Genomic DNA, 15845 nt, shown 5'->3' with positions numbered 1-15845 from the left:
GTGAAATAGAATGGAATGCAATTATTGAGTTAGGAGTTAGACCAATGAGTTTGAAATATGGAAGAGATACAATTGTTGAAGTGGACTTAAATGCAGTAAAACATAATGTAAAAGAATTTAAAAAACGTGTGAATGATGAAAATATTGCAATGATGGCTGCTGTAAAAGCGAATGGGTATGGTCACGGGGCAGTTGAAGTTGCGAAAGCTGCTATTGAAGCAGGAATAAATCAGCTTGCAGTTGCATTTGTAGATGAAGCGATAGAGTTAAGAGAAGCAGGAATAAACGTGCCGATTTTAATTTTAGGCTATACATCAGTAGCGGCTGCTGAAGAGGCAATTCAATATGACGTTATGATGACCGTTTATAGAAGTGAAGATTTAAAAGGTATAAATGAAATCGCAAACCGCCTTCAAAAGAAAGCGCAAATTCAGGTGAAAATTGATACAGGAATGAGTCGTATCGGTTTACAAGAAGAAGAGGTTAAACCATTTTTAGCAGAATTAAACCGTATGGAGTATGTAGAGATAGTAGGAATGTTTACACATTACTCTACGGCAGATGAAATTGATAAATCATATACGAATATGCAAACAAGCTTATTTGAAAAAGCTGTCAATGCTGCAAAAGAATTAGGAATCCATATCCCATATATTCATAGTTCAAATAGTGCAGGATCAATGGAACTTAGCAATACATTTCAAAATATGGTTCGTGTAGGTATTGGAATTTATGGAATGTATCCTTCAAAAGAGGTAGATCATGCAGTTGTTTCTTTACAGCCTGCGTTGTCGTTAAAATCAAAAGTAGCTCATATTAAACATGCGAAGAAGAATCGCGGTGTAAGTTATGGGAATACGTATGTAACGACTGGTGAAGAATGGATTGCAACTGTACCGATTGGTTATGCTGATGGCTATAATCGCCAGTTATCTAATAAAGGGCATGCATTAATAAATGGAGTTCGAGTACCTGTTATTGGCCGTGTTTGTATGGATCAGCTCATGTTAGACGTTTCAAAAGCAATGCCAGTACAAGTTGGTGACGAAGTAGTATTCTACGGTAAACAAGGTGAAGAAAACATCGCAGTAGAAGAAATTGCGGATATGTTAGGTACAATTAACTATGAAGTTACATGTATGCTAGACAGAAGAATTCCACGTGTTTATAAAGAAAATAATGAAACGACTGCTGTTGTAAATATATTAAGAAAAAACTGAATCGTTATGATTCAGTTTTTTTATTTTTGACAAATGAAAAATGCTCTATTTGTACCGTGTGATTGAATGTCTTTAAAACCTACGGATTCTAGCGAAGAAATTATTTCTTCATTGGAATAACAAGCTTCTTCAAAAGAAAAGTCACTTCTTATCCAATTATTATCTATGTCATGTTGAAATAGTATAAAGTTCATGTCTGCTTTTTTATTTTCATTATCATATGTTGAATCAATCGTACAAACATGTTCATCCGCTGAAATATGAAATGAAGCACTCCAATTTTCAAGAAAGCCTTTTTCCATATTCATATCAAATACGAATGTACCTTTGCTATGTAATACGGAGTAAACATTATGAAAAACAATTTTTAATTCATCTAATTTCAAAATATGGTTTAAGCTATCGCCAGTAGAGATAACATATTGAAATTGCTCATTTATATTGAAATAGCGAGCATCATCAACGATAAAGGCTGCGTCTGGCGCGTTTTGACGTGCGTATTCAATCATTTGAGCAGAACCATCTATACCAGTTACTACAAAATTATTATCAATTAATTTCTTAGTAAGGTGACCAGTCCCGCAGCAAAGATCTAAAATATGAGAATGTGGTGGTGCATATTGTAAAACGAGTTTTTCCAAAAGTAGATAGGCGTGTTCAGCATAATGCCCCCAATGCTTATTATAGATGGATGCAAAAATATCATAATTAGAATAAATTAGTTTTTTAGACATATGTATTCACCTCAAAATTCATTACATTATAATAGTCATGCTTCGTTTTAATTTCAAAACCACATTGTGTATATAGTTTTAAAGCATTATTATTTTTCGTTTCGACGTCTAATTCAATTGTTGATACTCCTTCTGTAATAAGGGTATGTACCATATAACTAAGAATATCTTTTCCATATCCTTTACCTTGATAAGAAGGGTGAACGGCGAATCCTGATAGTGTAGTAGATTGCTCTTGCTCAGAAACTGTAATCGTTCCTATCACTTTTTCATCGATAAGTGCACTGTAAACTTGATGGAAAGGCGAATTCATCATCTTTTGTAACCATGTAGCGGTATTTTCTGCTGAATCTCCAAAGGCTTTACTGGAAATTTCAATAAGATCAAGAAGTGACTCTGAAGATGCAAAAGTAAGCTGTATAGTATTCTCTTTTGTTTTTTGCACTTCTTTTGCTTTGAACACCATACTATATTCACTATATAAATAGGGTAACTTCATATGTTTTGCAAATTCTTTCCCAGAAGCAGAATCCCCATTCATAATAAGAAGAGCTTCATCGGCCTCTCTTATTCGTATTTCTTTCATTGCGGTTTGTAAAAGAGTAGTGCCTATATGTTGTTTCCTATAGTTCGGATGAACAAACCCTATTAACTCCAGTTTTGTCGGTCTTTCAAAGTCATACATACTTAATGCACCGATTAATTGAGTATCGTCATAAAGTAGAAAATCATTTATCTCTTCTTTATTACGGGTAGTTAAAAAGTTTATATGTAAATCTGACGAGTATTCAATTTGATCGTGTTGCCCGCAATTATGAGCTAAATCTTTCATTTGCTGAATTTCGTTTGCTGTTAAAGATTTCTTTTGTTCAATATACATTTCATAATCCCTCACATTCATATTTAAAAATAGGATGGATGACTTAGCCACTTTTCTAACTCAACACTGCCCTGAACAGATAATAATCGATACAAATATCGATAGGGAGGTCTACATCCTTCAAGACGAGGAATGGGCATAATGGTTTCGTAACCTTGTTTAAAAGCATGAGCTTCCTTTTCTGTAAATACATATTCTAAGCCGATAAAATCAAATTCTCGAGGAGCAACTGCATAGGCTTCTGTATCTACTAAACCCGTAATAGTTGTACCATCTGATAAAAACTGAGTAGGGTCCATATCAATTAAAACGAGCGTCGCTTCCTTTGGTGCTGGTAAGGAAGAAAGTTGTTGTTCAAAAGTAGGAAATGCATTTTGTATGCTTTCATTATCAGAATAAAACATATTCACAAGCTCTTTACTCACATTTAAAATGTGTGATTGGAATTCCTCAAGTGTAATTTGGAATGAGCCTGACACATTTCCTATGTAATCGGCTTTAAATTTATGTATTTCTGCAAGCCCTTTTCCTAGACTGAATAAAGTAGTATCTGGTTGCCCGATAAAAGATTGAACTGTGTTACCTACTAACTTTTCGACCACAACGAATTCGCGGCCATTTAAAATATGTTTTTCCAATATTGTTGGGATGGGAAGAGTAGTATGTTCTTGCAGCAATGTATGTACAGTTTCTAGATGATATACGTTCCGTGGATCAATTCCAAAAAGGTTTTTGCATCCCCACCAAAAATCATTATTTGGTTCTTCATTCATTTTAGAAGAACGAACGATGACTTCTGCATCTTCTGTTCGGACGAGAAACACATCGCTTGCATGGTCTTTATAACCTGGGTGTAAAGCCTGAATAGATAAAATAGGTGAAGTGAATAGTTGTTGTAGCATGAAGCTGCTCCTTTTTCTGTAAATTCTATAAATTCATTATATAACAGAATTTGTTCCAAGTGGATAATGATGAGGACAACATAGAACTTAAATAAATTTATAGTGAGAAATCAGTGTGAAAATTATATTTTTCTACTTTTGTATGAATTATCAAAATAATATTTCTGATGATAAATCTGTAAAAACACCCGAATGTAAATCTCTTATTTTCAGTAAATGAAGAGTTAAGCGTTCTTTTATAAGTATCATAAAGTTGGTTATGAAAAATATTTCTCAATAATAAAATGAAGAGAAAAATATAAAGAAGTAGAATAGATTCCTTTATAATAGTTTTAAATTAATTAATATAATTAATTATTAATAATATTAGATAGGAGAGAATATGATGGCAAATGTACTCGTAATAAATTTCCCTGGAGAAGGTCATATAAATCCGACTTTAGCTATTGTAAGTGAGTTAATTCAGCGAGGGGAGACAGTTGTTTCGTATTGTATTGAAGATTATAGAAAGAAGATTGAAGCAACAGGTGCAGAACTCCGAGTGTTTGAGAATTTCCTCTCTCAAATCAATATTATGGAACGAGTAAATGAAGGTGGGAGTCCTTTGACGATGCTATCTCATATGATTGAAGCATCAGAGCGTATTGTGACTCAAATTGTAGAAGAAACAAAAGGGGAAAAGTACGATTACTTGATATACGATAATCATTTTCCCGTAGGACGTATTATAGCCAATGTTTTAAAATTACCTAGCGTTTCTTCTTGTACAACATTTGCTTTTAATCAGTACATTACTTTTAATGATGAACAAGAATCAAGACAAGTAGACGAAACGAATCCATTATATCAATCTTGTTTAGCGGGAATGGAAAAATGGAATAGGCAGTATGGAATGAAATGTAATAGTATGTATGATATTATGAATCATCCTGGTGATATTACTATCGTATATACTTCAAAAGAATACCAGCCCCGTTCAGATGTATTCGATGAATCGTATAAGTTCGTCGGCCCATCAATTGCTACGCGTAAAGAAGTAGGTAGCTTTCCTATGGTAGATTTAAAAGATAAAAAATTGATTTTCATTTCTATGGGAACAGTTTTTAATGAACAACCTGAACTATATGGAAAATGTTTTGAAGCGTTTAAAGATGTAGAAGCGACAGTCGTATTAGTTGTTGGTAAGAAGATAAATATAAATCAATTTGAAAACATTCCGAATAACTTTAAGTTGTATAATTACGTGCCGCAATTAGAAATATTACAGCATGCTGATGTATTCGTGACACACGGTGGTATGAATAGTTCGAGCGAAGCACTATATTACGGTGTCCCGTTAGTTGTAATTCCAGTAACAGGAGATCAGCCTTTAGTTGCGAAACGAGTGAGTGAAGTAGGAGCTGGAATAAGGCTTAATCGTAAAGAATTAACTTCTGAATCGTTACGTGAAGCTGTAGAGAAAGTAACGTATGATGTAACGTTTAAGGAAAATAGTCGTAAAGTTGGAGAGTCACTTCGAAATGCTGGTGGGTATAATAGGGCAGTTGATGAAATATTAAAAATGAAAATGAATTCATACTCAAAACTTAAATAAATGTTTGGAGCACACTTACTGTAATATGTAAGTGTGTTTCTATAAATAAATTACATAAAAAATCACTGTAAAGGTGAAACTTTTGTGTATATAAACTCATATCTTTGAATTAGTAGTAAAATTACGTTAAAATAATACTAAGAAAATACATAAGTTTTGGGGGTAATGAATGAAAAGAGTATTTGAATACGTATTATTAACAATTGGATCAATTATTGTAGCGGGTTCATTAGAACTTATTTTAGCACCTAATGGATTAGTAGATGGCGGTGTAACGGCCATTGCTATTATGGCAAATAAAGTTGCTGGATTACCGCTTTACGGAGTGTTTTTAGGACTTAATATTCCTATCCTGCTTTTTACTGCAAAAGTAATGGGGAAGAAGTTCTTCATCCGTACATCTTATGCAAATGTTGTTACAACACTCGGCTTAATCTATTTAAAACCATTTCCGGCGATTACAACTTCTGAACTATTAATTGTACTTTATGGCGGAGTACTGTTTGGAATAGGCGTTGGGATTGTTGTTAAAATGGGCGGAGCAATAGACGGATCAGAAATGTTAGCAGTTTGGATGAACAAACATTTTAAAGTACCGATTAGTACATTTTTACTTGCTGTAAATGCAGTTATTTTCACATTTGTAGCGATTTTATTTTCAATCGAACAAGCGATGTTCTCATTAGCAATCTTCTATATTGTTACGAAGATGATTGATTTCATATTAGATGGTATTAATCAAGGAAAGAGCGTTATGATTATTTCTGGTAAAAATAAAGAAATAGGCGATCTACTTATGAAAGAATTGCAATTATCCGTTACGTATCTACATGGAGAAGGTGGTTTTTTAGGAGAACATAAGAGAATCATTTATTGTATTACAAACCGTTTCATTTATCCGAAAATGAAAGATCTCGTTCTCTCTGTAGATCCAACTGCTATAATTGAAGCTTCCTATTCAACAGAAACAACTGGTGTCAAACGTCCGGGAAGGGCAGCGAGATCAGAAAAATAGTGAATAAAAATAGCTCCACGTAAGTATAACTTGCGTGGAGCTATTCTTATTTAGCGAACCAGGCCTGTTTCAGTAATTTGACAACAATTTCGATACGATCCTCTGGAATACTGCCAAAACCGAACAATACATACGACTCCTCCCTTACATTATGAACAGAATCGTATGTGGAGAGAGGGTATAACTTAATACGTTCTTTTGCAGCTGCATGAATAAGTTCTTGTTCGTTCATCCCATTATGAACGTGAAGTACAATATGAAGTCCGGATTGTTCACCGAGTATATGGACGTTATTCCCCATTTCGTTTGTAATAGATTTAATTAAAGAAATATGTTTTCTTTTATATAACGTACGACTTCGGTTAATATGACGTTCCCAATCACCATTTTGAATAAAGGTGGCAAAGGTAAGTTGTTGCAGCGTAGAAACAGTTTGTTTAAACATACCACCAAGTTCTTCATAGACGCTTAAAAGGTGAGGGGGTAAAACGATATATCCCATTCGTAAAGAAGGTAAAAAAGACTTCGAGAAAGTTCCCATATAAATAACACGTTCATTTGTATCTAGTCCTTGTAAAGAAGGAATAGGTTTTCCTATATAACGGAATTCCCCGTCGTAATCATCTTCAATAATATAGCCCTTACAATCATTCGCCCATTTTAATAACTCGAGTCTTCTAGATAACGGCATAATGATTCCAAGTGGAAATTGGTGAGATGGAGTGACATATGCTACATTGCAACCCGATTCACGTAAAGCGGAAATATGAATCCCTTTATCATCTAAAGGGATGGGGTGGACGGTAAGACCAGAACTTTGAATCATAGCAGGTATACGGTGAAAACCAGGGTTTTCGATTCCGTATTCTTTTTTTGGGCCAAGTAGTTGAAGGAGTAGCCAAAGAAGAGGCTGCGTACCTGCTCCGATAATAATTTGATCAGGTGAAGAATGTACCCCGCGAGCATGATATAAATACTTTGAAATATGTTCTCGTAGAACGAGCTCACCTTGTGGATCTTCTTTAGCAAATAATTCATTTTCATACTGAAATAAAGTTTCGTGTATTGCTCTTTTCCAGTTTGTTATCGGAAAAGCTTTTTGATCAATAAGCCCTTGACTACAATCATAATCATATTGTTCGTTTTCTTTATTGTTAGCACTGTTTGACGCAATTTGCTGTTTCTTTTGAATGACATCAATATCAACTTCTGCAACAAAAATCCCGCGTTTCGGTTTGCTTTCTACATACCCTTCAGCTAGTAATTGTTGATAAGCAGATTCAACTGTAATACGGCTCACATTAAGTTGCATAGCTAAATTTCTGTGAGAAGGAAGGCGTGTACCGGCACATAGTGATCCATGAGAGATTTCTCGTTTCATATATTCGCAAATCTGTATGTAAATGGGTGTTTTACTTTGTAATACTAATGGGATAGTAAGATTCATTCGTAGACGCTCCTCTTTACACTGGCCTTATAAAAAAGAATAGAACTGTCACTTAAGCTAAGGGCAGTCGCTTTCTATAATGATGATATAACATTTAGAAAATTTTATAAATAGTAAGGGGAGAATCATAATGAATATTAAAGTAGTAGTAACAGAAGAGGATTTACATGATGTATTTCCCGTATTACAGCAATTACGAACGAAACTTTCAAGAGAAGAAGCGAGTTCTTTATTTCAAAAAATGAAAGAAGAAAATTATAAACTACTCTCGTTACGGGATGAAGATGAAGAAGTTGTGAGTCTAGCCGGTGTAGCGATTTGTACGAACTTTTATAATGAGAAACATGTTTTCGTGTATGACCTTGTAACGGCAGAAGCTCACAGATCAAAAGGATATGGTAAAGTTCTGCTGTCATATGTAGAAAAATGGGGGAAAGAAAAAGGGTGCAGCTCTATCGTTCTTACATCTGCGTTTCCGAGAATGGATGCACATCGTTTTTATGAAAGAGAGGGCTATGATAAAGTAAGCTATTCTTTTTATAAAGAGTTATAATACTAAGTAGGTTCCGTGTGTGAAAATATATGGAACCTACTTTCTTTTCCAGATTTGAGCTAGGAACAGGCCTAGTAATATAATTTGTCGAATATTAGAATTTAACAAGGAAATGTTGAATTTGGAGAATGTTAGGGGCGTTTATATTTGGAAAAAATAAAGAAATTATCGATACCAAATGATGTAAGAGCCATCATTATTTCTGATATTCATGGGGAATTAGATCTTTTTAAAGAACTACTACATAAAGTTAATTTTAAAGATGAGGATTATTTAATTATTAATGGTGATCTTTGTGAGAAAGGAAGAAATAGTATTGGCGTCGTAAACTATGTGATGGATCTAGTAGTTAGTAAGCCAAATGTTTATGTAATAGAAGGGAATTGTGAAGTTGTAGTTGAAGCACTTGTAAATGAAAACCCTGCGCTAATACATTATTTGTGTACGCGAAAGAATACAATTTTTAATGAGTGGCTAGGGCAATTGAACGTTACCGTTAATGAAGAAAGTGATATTCGTGAAGTGAAAAACATATTGATGGGCCATTTTTCAAAAGAAATAAAGTGGCTAACAGAATTGCCAACAGCGATTGAAACAGAAGATTATATCTTTGTACATGCTGGCCTTGAAGATAGAGAGGATTGGAAAGAAACAGAACGAAAAAATGCGATAGCAATGCCGGAGTTTTTCAATAAATTACATAGATCAAATAAGTATGTAGTTGTCGGTCATTGGCCTGTTGTGAACTATTCTGATGAAGCCCCATCTAACAATCCAGTTATTGATCAGGAGAAAAAGATTATTGCAATTGATGGGGGAAATGCGATTAAAGAGGCAGGGCAATTAAACGCATTTATCATTCAGAGGAAGCTAACAGGTGATACGTTTTCTTATACATATGTAGACTATTTTCCAGAGTATGAAGTAATAGCAGATTTTCATGCTGATGCAACAATGCAGGGCGGGGTAACATATCCGTACTATTACATAGAGCCGCTGGAGAAGATGCAAGATTACACAATGTGTAAGCAAAAGGAAACGAATACATTACTCTCTGTGAAAAATGAATATATTAGGCAACTTGATTCAGGTGAATACACAGTGAAAACTGATATTTCTTGTGCACAAATAAGCGTAAGCATAGGGGACATTGTTTCTCTCATTGATAACAGCTGCTCGGGATATGATTTAGTTAAAAGAGATGGAGTAGAAGGCTGGATAGAGAAAGGTATTTTAGTTGAGATAGAAAAGATGAAATAGGAGGTATGGAGCCTCCTATTTTTTTATTATCTTTTTATATGAGTAGATTGCTTGCTGTCTTTCATAAGTAAGTAAATCGTACTCGGTAAAATGACAAGCGTCATTCCTAAAAAAATTGTGAGTATAGCATAACCTCTATACGGAGCAGGAACGATAAATGGAAGCCCGGCTAGAAAAATACCTGCTATCATCATTGAAATACTACAAATATTCGAAGCTCTTTTTTCGAGGTGCTTATCATTCCATTCCAATGAAACTGTTGATTTAGTCGTATCAATTTTGGAACTGAAATAGCCTATTAATATAAATAAAAGCCCTAATGCTAAAAATATTAAATGATCAAGAGGAAGTGAGAAGCCAAGAGCGAGGAGGGCAATGACCATATCGACAAAAAATAAAAATAGTAAAATTGTGTTGCTGATCCAATGGAGGAATTTCTGGTTACTCACTGCTTTAGATAAAGCTAAAAATAAAAAGAATAAGAAGGAACATATAATTATATTTACGATAACAAAGGTGCTTTTATCCATTGTTGATGTAGGCGTTCCATTGAAGTCCCATTTCGTAACAATACTTAATGGTAAGAAGAAATAGAGAATAATATTTGTCGTAATAATAGTGAGAAATAAAGCAATACTAAATCGATTATTCATTGAATCACCAGCTTTCTACATGAATAATTGGTATCTTATAACAAAATTATACAATACAATAAACGATATTTGTTTTGATTTTTCTGAAAAAACATTATAATTATATATGAAATAAAGAGGATTGTAGGAGGAAATTATGCAAAACGTAATAGTAAAAGGGGATAAAGTTACAATTCGTACAATTGAAGAATCAGATATAAAACCATTATGGAATCTCGTATTTAAAGAAGAAAATCCAGAATGGAAGAAATGGGATGCACCATATTTCCCGTTCTCAATGCAAGAATACCCGTCTTATAAAGAGAAGATGGAAACTCGTTTAAAAGAAGAACCACTATCAAATTTAATTATAGAACATAACGGTCAAATCATTGGGACAGTCGGGTTTTATTGGGAGTATAAGCCGACGCGTTGGTTAGAGATGGGGCTTGTAATTTATAATCCAAATTATTGGAATGGTGGCTACGGTACAGATGCGTTAACGTTATATCGAGATTTACTATTTGAAAAGATGGAGATTGGTAGAGTAGGAATCACGACTTGGTCTGGTAATGAACGAATGATGAAAGTAGCTGAGAAAATAGGAATGAGTGTAGAAGGTAGAATGCGCAAATGCCGATACTATAACGGAACGTACTATGATTCTATTCGAATGGGAATGATTCGTGAAGAATGGGAAGCGCTATGTGTAACGAAGGGGTGAGGAAGTATATACGTTATTATTGCTACATTTGATTGCGAATTTACTAATAAAATTACAGAATTGCAAAATGAAATAACAAATATCATTGGCACAAATCAATTAGCCGGAGTAGAACCTCATATTACATTAGCTGATTACAATGAATTAGATGTTCATTTATATACGGAGAAATTAGAGGAGTTTGTAGCTGTTCAAGAGAATATGGCTGCAATAACTTTTCCTTCTGTTGGAATTTTTCCTACTAACGGAACGATCTTTCTGGCACCGACCATTACCGATGGATTGTTAAGACTTCATCATTCTTATCATGATTATTTTAAAACTTTTCATGATAATTTAAATTCATATTACGTACCAGAAAAATGGGTTCCGCATTGTACGATTGCAAATAGGTTACATGCAAATCAGTTTTTAAGTGTAATGGAATATATATATGAAAAATTTGATGTTACAACAGCTTCAATTGAGAAATTAAAATTAATTAAAGTGAATTATGAAAATGGTTCTGCCATTTCTTCTAGTATATTAGCAGAATATAATTTAAAGAGAATGGAGACAACGAGATGACATATGTAATTAGAGAAATGAAGCAAGAAGATATTCATGCTGTACAATCAGTAGCGAAAATAGCTTGGCATGATACATACGAAGGCATTATTCCGAGAGAGATTCAAGACAGTTTTTTAGACGAGGCTTATTCTGATGAAAAAATGAAATATCGTCTTGAAAATACACATTTATTCGTTGCGGAAGAAGAGGGAGAAGTAATTGGCTTTGTGAATTTCTCACCTGTTAGACTGCAAAATGAAGCAGAATTAGGTGCGATTTATTTGTTACCAGATCAGCAAGGGAAAGGAATAGGAAGTGCTTTATTACAAAAAGGGCTAACGGCATTAAAAGGAATTCGGAAATTATACATTCATGTAGAAGCAGCGAATGAAAAAGGAAAACGTTTTTATGAAGCGAAAGGTTTTGCACAATTAGAGGAATTTGAAGAAGATTTTGAAGGACATATGATGAAGACAGTAAGGATGGTTTTATACGTATAAGGAGGACTAGTAATGAAAATTTTTGATTTTAGTGAAAAAGTGGGAAAACAAATCTCAGCATTTCAATCTAATTTCATAATGTCGAAAATATTAAACCATAAAGGAAATGTACATATCGGTGCTATGCATTTACAAGAGAATGGAGTAATCGGATATCATGAAGCAGTTGTATCGCAACTGCTTCTTATTGTGGACGGAGAAGGGTATGTATGCGGAGTAGATAAAGAAAAAGTGAAGGTGGAAGCGGGACAAGCGGTATTTTGGGAGAAGGGCGAAGTTCATGAGACGAGTACGGAAAATGGATTGATGGGAATTGTTATAGAGGCGGAGAGTCTTGAACTAGCTATATTAATGCCTATTAATAAGGAGAGTTGTGAAAAATGATAGAGAAGGCGAATCGGGAAGAAACGGACGAAATAATACAATATGCAGCTCAATCGCTTTTTGAAGGAACGAGGGGTAATTGTCAGTTAAGTACAGAGAAAGCAATTGAGATTACAAGGCCGATTGTAGAAAAGGGATCATATTATTTAGTCGTTAAAGAAGAAAACAATGTAATGGGGTGGATATTAATAGGGGAAAATACGGACTATTTTTCTCATGAAAAACTAGGGTTTATATACGAATTGTATGTTTTTCCAGAGTACCGCGGGAAAGGGTTGTCAAGAAAGTTAATGGGGGCTGGTATTAAGGAATTACAAAAGAATTATTCAGAAATTCGCTTAAATGTATTTGCAGGAAACTTTGCGAAAGAGATGTACGAAGAATTTGGTTTTGTTGAAAGACAGGTAATTATGACTTTGAAGTGAGCAAAATATTGTGAGTGGGAGAAGGGAAAAATGAAAAGAGAAAGAGAAAGAGAATATGTTGCGTATTTGCAAATGGCGTATCCGGCATTACAAATAGAATCAACTTACATAAATGAGATAGGACAAAATAATGATGTATTAATTGTAAATGATGAAATAGTATTTCGTTTTCCTAAATATGAAAAAGGCATTGAAAAACTTCGACTAGAAACAAAGTTGTTAGAGCGATTACAATCCTTTATTACACTTCCGATTCCTTATCCGTTTTGGGGTGACTAATAATGACAAGAAAGCTTTTAGAGCTGGAATAGCCCAATATGTTTAAAAATTAGATTGGTGAAAATGAAAAGTCAGTGGAGAAGGGGAAAGATTGATTTAGTGAACACTTTATTGCTGGGATTTAAAATGGATAAGTCCTTAAAGACATATGGAATAAAAGGTTTTCTTTAAATTTATAGTAGATTTATAGAGTATGCCTAAAAAAACACTAAATTAGTATTATATAATATAATGTTATTATAGTAAAAGAGAAATTTTGGAAAAATATCATTTTTTTGTTTAGAAATTTTTAAATTATTGATATAATCAATTTGTAGAATTGATTTTTGGTTAATTTTACTATTTTTAAATTTTAAGGGGGATTTATTTATGGCAGGACAAATTCGCATGTCACCAGAGGAGCTTAAATCGAAAGCGACTCGATATGGACAAGGTGCAAATCAAATTGAGGACATTTTACGTCAACTACAAAACTTACAAAATGAATTAAGAGGAGAATGGGAAGGTCGTGCTTTCGAAGGTTTTGATCAACAGTTCAATCAATTAAAGCCAAAAGTACAAAACTTCGCACAGCTATTACAAGAAATTAATATGCAGCTTAATAAAACTGCAGAAGCTGTTGCAAGACATGACGAAGATCTTTCTCGTAATTTCGGTCTACAATAAGACAGATAAAAAGAACTATATAATTTAGCCATGCAACCATACGTTGTATGGCTAAATTACTTTAAAACTAGAGTAAGATACGAAGTCTTTAACTTAATAGACTCGCAGTCGCAGGAGTGATAAGTAGTGAAAAAGTTCAAGTGGAGCATCTTGTTGTTTATTATTTTAGCTCTTGTGTTATCAACAGGGGTCTCCTATTTAGCGTTAAATCAAAATGTTAAGAAAGCAAATGAGAATACCACGCAAAAAATGACAGTTGCATTGGTAAATGAAGATCAAGGTACTGTATTTGAAGGTAATAAAATAGCGTTTGGAGATCAATTTGTTAAAAATGTAAATAAAAATACGAAACAAGAATGGTACGTAGTAAGTCGTGGTGTAGCAGAAAGTGGTTTAAAAAATAATAATTACAATATGATGATTGTAATACCTAACGATTTTTCTAGAAAAGCTGTTGCGATTGATTCAGAACTTCCAGAAAAATTAACATTAAATTACAAAGTTAATGCAACTGGGAATAAAGATTTGAAAGCTGAGGCAGAAAATACAGCTTCTGCTATTTTAGAAGATTTTAATAAGCAAATCATCGACGTTTATTTTGCAAGTGTTATCGGTAAGTTGCAAGGTGCACAAGATAATATAGGTAAAATAATTGAAAAAGGGACCAATCAAACGACTATGTATAAAAAAGATGTACATAGCCCGTTGGCAAATTACACAAACCAATTTAAAACGGTACAAGATTACACTGGTATTTCTGTTAATAGTTTTAAAGGATTCCAAGATGTTTTAAAAGGCTTTGGTCAAGCTTTAGATGAAGGGAATAAATCTAATAATACGTATTTAGAAGGATTTAATAACTTTCAAAAAATACAAACGGATAATAATCTGTTAGCGAATAATTTTACAAATCAATTTAATCAGTATATGAGTGATATGAATTCAGGCGATGTTTTAAAGCAGTTAAGCGCATTAGAATCTGCGAATAAAATTATCGCAAATCAATTTACGCTTTCAGAGAAAGATCCTAATATTTTAGCTGATGCTTCAACAATTCAAAAGTATTTAACAGATGTAAAAAAACAAGTGTCAGAATATGATACAGAACTTGCAGGGAAGTTAGAAAGTGACATGCAAGCGACGATCCTTAAACGATTACAAAAGTCTATTTCAAATGATGGACAACATGAAGTAGTTATCAATTCGTTAATGAAACAACCAGATATTCGAATCAAGCAACAAATTGAAAATTTAATTACGAAGTTGCCTAGTTTGAACATGGAAGAAATCGTTCAAAGTGATTTGCCTGATGTAACGAAGTTACAACTGAAAAACGTAATCCAATTTACGAATAAATATAATAAAGAAAATAATTTTAATTATGACCCAGTCAATAAAATATCTTTAGGAAATTCAATTAAAGAAGTAAAAGAAAGTTTGGCTAAAGATGGAATTACATTCAGTGATACAGCGAAAGTAATTGGAATGGATTCTTCGCAAACTATGAATATAACTATTCCTAGTGGCTTTGAGTTATATGGTAGTACAGATTCACTATTAATTGATGGTGTGGACCGTACAAGTGAATTTAAACAAAACGGATCAATTGTAATATCAGCACGTAATGAAGGAGATTTGAAAATTAGCCTTCATGTGAAGTTAATAGATCCAAGTATCAATATAGATGTTTTCTCTCCAGTAACGTGGGAATGGAAATTGAATGGTAATTATGAGAAAGAAACTAGTACTGGAAAAGAAGAACCTAAAAAAGAAGAACCAAATAAAGAGAATGAAGGAACAAAAACAGAAAATAGCAAGGTAGAAAATGTAGTTAATCAAACGCAGTATGGAATCATGCCACTAGTAAACACTGTTAAAAAGCCTATCATTCAAAAGACAGAACAGAGTAATAACAACCCAGAAGGCGGAACGGGAACAGATAACGGAGGAAACCCAGGAGGCGGAACAGGGACAGATAACGGAGGAAACCCAGGAGGCGGAACGGGAACAGATAACGGAGGAAACCCAGGAGGCGGAACGGGAACAGATAACGGAGGAAACCCAGGAGGCGGAACAGGGAC

Annotated in this window: 18 protein-coding genes; 13 read left to right on the top strand and 5 right to left on the bottom strand. The window is 33.8% G+C overall.

Annotated elements, in window-relative coordinates; genetic code table 11:
- Positions 1-44: 44 nt before the first annotated feature.
- A complete protein-coding gene (gene alr / locus ACXY7N_RS02570; protein WP_016088188.1) occupies positions 45-1220 on the top strand; it encodes an alanine racemase in 1176 nt (391 codons plus the stop codon).
- Positions 1221-1240: 20 nt separating this feature from the next.
- Here the strand turns inward: alr and ACXY7N_RS02565 are convergent, their stop codons facing one another.
- The 3 genes from ACXY7N_RS02565 to ACXY7N_RS02555 are packed head-to-tail and all read right to left on the bottom strand — an operon-like array spanning position 1241 to position 3736.
- Entirely contained in the window at positions 1241-1954 is a 714-nt protein-coding gene (locus ACXY7N_RS02565; protein ID WP_016088187.1) for a class I SAM-dependent methyltransferase, read from the bottom strand.
- The gene (locus tag ACXY7N_RS02560; protein ID WP_016088186.1) at positions 1947-2834 is read right to left on the bottom strand and encodes a GNAT family N-acetyltransferase; all 888 of its coding nucleotides are present in this window, start codon (positions 2832-2834) and stop codon (positions 1947-1949) included. The genes ACXY7N_RS02565 and ACXY7N_RS02560 overlap by 8 nt, the downstream gene beginning before the upstream one ends.
- A gap of 23 nt (positions 2835-2857) precedes the next feature.
- Entirely contained in the window at positions 2858-3736 is an 879-nt protein-coding gene (locus tag ACXY7N_RS02555) for a hypothetical protein (RefSeq protein ID WP_016134247.1), read from the bottom strand.
- Positions 3737-4121: 385 nt separating this feature from the next.
- On the opposite strand from ACXY7N_RS02555, the gene ACXY7N_RS02550 reads away from it, so the two are divergent.
- Complete coding sequence (locus tag ACXY7N_RS02550; protein ID WP_033659673.1) at positions 4122-5330, top strand: macrolide family glycosyltransferase; 1209 nt, start codon at positions 4122-4124, stop codon at positions 5328-5330.
- 169 nt (positions 5331-5499) lie between these two features.
- Positions 5500-6345: a YitT family protein gene (locus tag ACXY7N_RS02545; RefSeq protein ID WP_000831975.1), complete on the top strand. Its 846-nt coding sequence runs from the start codon at positions 5500-5502 to the stop codon at positions 6343-6345.
- A 46-nt stretch (positions 6346-6391) separates the two neighbouring features.
- On the opposite strand, the gene pdxR is transcribed toward ACXY7N_RS02545, so the two are convergent.
- Complete coding sequence (gene pdxR / locus ACXY7N_RS02540) at positions 6392-7792, bottom strand: MocR-like pyridoxine biosynthesis transcription factor PdxR (protein WP_016088183.1); 1401 nt, start codon at positions 7790-7792, stop codon at positions 6392-6394.
- Between the two features lie 130 nt (positions 7793-7922).
- On the opposite strand from pdxR, the gene ACXY7N_RS02535 reads away from it, so the two are divergent.
- Both ACXY7N_RS02535 and ACXY7N_RS02530 read left to right on the top strand, forming a co-directional pair.
- Complete coding sequence (locus ACXY7N_RS02535) at positions 7923-8345, top strand: GNAT family N-acetyltransferase (protein WP_016088182.1); 423 nt, start codon at positions 7923-7925, stop codon at positions 8343-8345.
- A gap of 147 nt (positions 8346-8492) precedes the next feature.
- On the top strand, positions 8493-9605 hold the full coding sequence (locus tag ACXY7N_RS02530; RefSeq protein WP_016134249.1) for a metallophosphoesterase: 1113 nt from the start codon (positions 8493-8495) through the stop codon (positions 9603-9605).
- Positions 9606-9631: 26 nt separating this feature from the next.
- Here ACXY7N_RS02530 and ACXY7N_RS02525 read toward each other — a convergent pair whose 3' ends face one another.
- Positions 9632-10258 (bottom strand): DUF1648 domain-containing protein, encoded by a 627-nt coding sequence (locus ACXY7N_RS02525; RefSeq protein WP_016088180.1) that lies wholly within the window; start codon positions 10256-10258, stop codon positions 9632-9634.
- Between the two features lie 136 nt (positions 10259-10394).
- On the opposite strand from ACXY7N_RS02525, the gene ACXY7N_RS02520 reads away from it, so the two are divergent.
- The 8 genes from ACXY7N_RS02520 to esaA all read left to right on the top strand — a co-directional run.
- The gene (locus tag ACXY7N_RS02520; RefSeq protein WP_116363101.1) at positions 10395-10961 is read left to right on the top strand and encodes a GNAT family N-acetyltransferase; all 567 of its coding nucleotides are present in this window, start codon (positions 10395-10397) and stop codon (positions 10959-10961) included.
- 6 nt (positions 10962-10967) lie between these two features.
- Positions 10968-11528 carry a 2'-5' RNA ligase family protein gene (locus tag ACXY7N_RS02515; RefSeq protein ID WP_033659674.1) on the top strand — a complete coding sequence of 187 codons (561 nt, stop codon included), beginning with the start codon at positions 10968-10970 and terminating at the stop codon, positions 11526-11528.
- Entirely contained in the window at positions 11525-12010 is a 486-nt protein-coding gene (locus ACXY7N_RS02510) for a GNAT family N-acetyltransferase (protein ID WP_016134250.1), read from the top strand. Before ACXY7N_RS02515 ends, ACXY7N_RS02510 begins: the two co-directional genes overlap by 4 nt.
- Before the next feature lie 12 nt (positions 12011-12022).
- Entirely contained in the window at positions 12023-12394 is a 372-nt protein-coding gene (locus ACXY7N_RS02505; RefSeq protein WP_016134251.1) for a cupin domain-containing protein, read from the top strand.
- Positions 12391-12819 (top strand): GNAT family N-acetyltransferase, encoded by a 429-nt coding sequence (locus ACXY7N_RS02500; protein ID WP_016088175.1) that lies wholly within the window; start codon positions 12391-12393, stop codon positions 12817-12819. Before ACXY7N_RS02505 ends, ACXY7N_RS02500 begins: the two co-directional genes overlap by 4 nt.
- Positions 12820-12849: 30 nt before the next feature.
- A complete protein-coding gene (locus ACXY7N_RS02495) occupies positions 12850-13098 on the top strand; it encodes a hypothetical protein (RefSeq protein ID WP_016134252.1) in 249 nt (82 codons plus the stop codon).
- A 369-nt stretch (positions 13099-13467) separates the two neighbouring features.
- Positions 13468-13764, top strand: coding sequence for a WXG100 family type VII secretion target (locus ACXY7N_RS02490; RefSeq protein ID WP_000918601.1), 297 nt, complete (start codon positions 13468-13470; stop codon positions 13762-13764).
- Positions 13765-13890: 126 nt separating this feature from the next.
- Positions 13891-15845 (top strand): type VII secretion protein EsaA (esaA, locus tag ACXY7N_RS02485; RefSeq protein ID WP_488592263.1); only part of this gene is annotated, 1955 nt, incomplete at its 3' end.

The sequence above is a fragment of the Bacillus sp. 5w2 genome (genome assembly GCF_054353775.1).
Note: the sequence above shows the minus strand (reverse complement) of the source record. Positions and strands in the feature narration are given on the sequence as shown.

What these genes read in the sequence shown, in the direction of transcription:
- alr (WP_016088188.1), top strand. Translation starts at nt 45, where the DNA reads ATGAGTTTGAAATATGGAAGAGATACAATTGTTGAAGTGGACTTAAAT.
- ACXY7N_RS02495 (WP_016134252.1), top strand. Translation starts at nt 12,850, where the DNA reads ATGAAAAGAGAAAGAGAAAGAGAATATGTTGCGTATTTGCAAATGGCG.
- ACXY7N_RS02525 (WP_016088180.1), bottom strand. Translation starts at nt 10,258, where the DNA reads ATGAATAATCGATTTAGTATTGCTTTATTTCTCACTATTATTACGACA.
- ACXY7N_RS02520 (WP_116363101.1), top strand. Translation starts at nt 10,395, where the DNA reads ATGCAAAACGTAATAGTAAAAGGGGATAAAGTTACAATTCGTACAATT.
- ACXY7N_RS02560 (WP_016088186.1), bottom strand. Translation starts at nt 2,834, where the DNA reads ATGTATATTGAACAAAAGAAATCTTTAACAGCAAACGAAATTCAGCAA.
- ACXY7N_RS02545 (WP_000831975.1), top strand. Translation starts at nt 5,500, where the DNA reads ATGAAAAGAGTATTTGAATACGTATTATTAACAATTGGATCAATTATT.
- ACXY7N_RS02500 (WP_016088175.1), top strand. Translation starts at nt 12,391, where the DNA reads ATGATAGAGAAGGCGAATCGGGAAGAAACGGACGAAATAATACAATAT.
- ACXY7N_RS02535 (WP_016088182.1), top strand. Translation starts at nt 7,923, where the DNA reads ATGAATATTAAAGTAGTAGTAACAGAAGAGGATTTACATGATGTATTT.
- ACXY7N_RS02555 (WP_016134247.1), bottom strand. Translation starts at nt 3,736, where the DNA reads ATGCTACAACAACTATTCACTTCACCTATTTTATCTATTCAGGCTTTA.
- ACXY7N_RS02490 (WP_000918601.1), top strand. Translation starts at nt 13,468, where the DNA reads ATGGCAGGACAAATTCGCATGTCACCAGAGGAGCTTAAATCGAAAGCG.
- pdxR (WP_016088183.1), bottom strand. Translation starts at nt 7,792, where the DNA reads ATGAATCTTACTATCCCATTAGTATTACAAAGTAAAACACCCATTTAC.
- ACXY7N_RS02510 (WP_016134250.1), top strand. Translation starts at nt 11,525, where the DNA reads ATGACATATGTAATTAGAGAAATGAAGCAAGAAGATATTCATGCTGTA.
- ACXY7N_RS02565 (WP_016088187.1), bottom strand. Translation starts at nt 1,954, where the DNA reads ATGTCTAAAAAACTAATTTATTCTAATTATGATATTTTTGCATCCATC.
- ACXY7N_RS02550 (WP_033659673.1), top strand. Translation starts at nt 4,122, where the DNA reads ATGGCAAATGTACTCGTAATAAATTTCCCTGGAGAAGGTCATATAAAT.
- ACXY7N_RS02505 (WP_016134251.1), top strand. Translation starts at nt 12,023, where the DNA reads ATGAAAATTTTTGATTTTAGTGAAAAAGTGGGAAAACAAATCTCAGCA.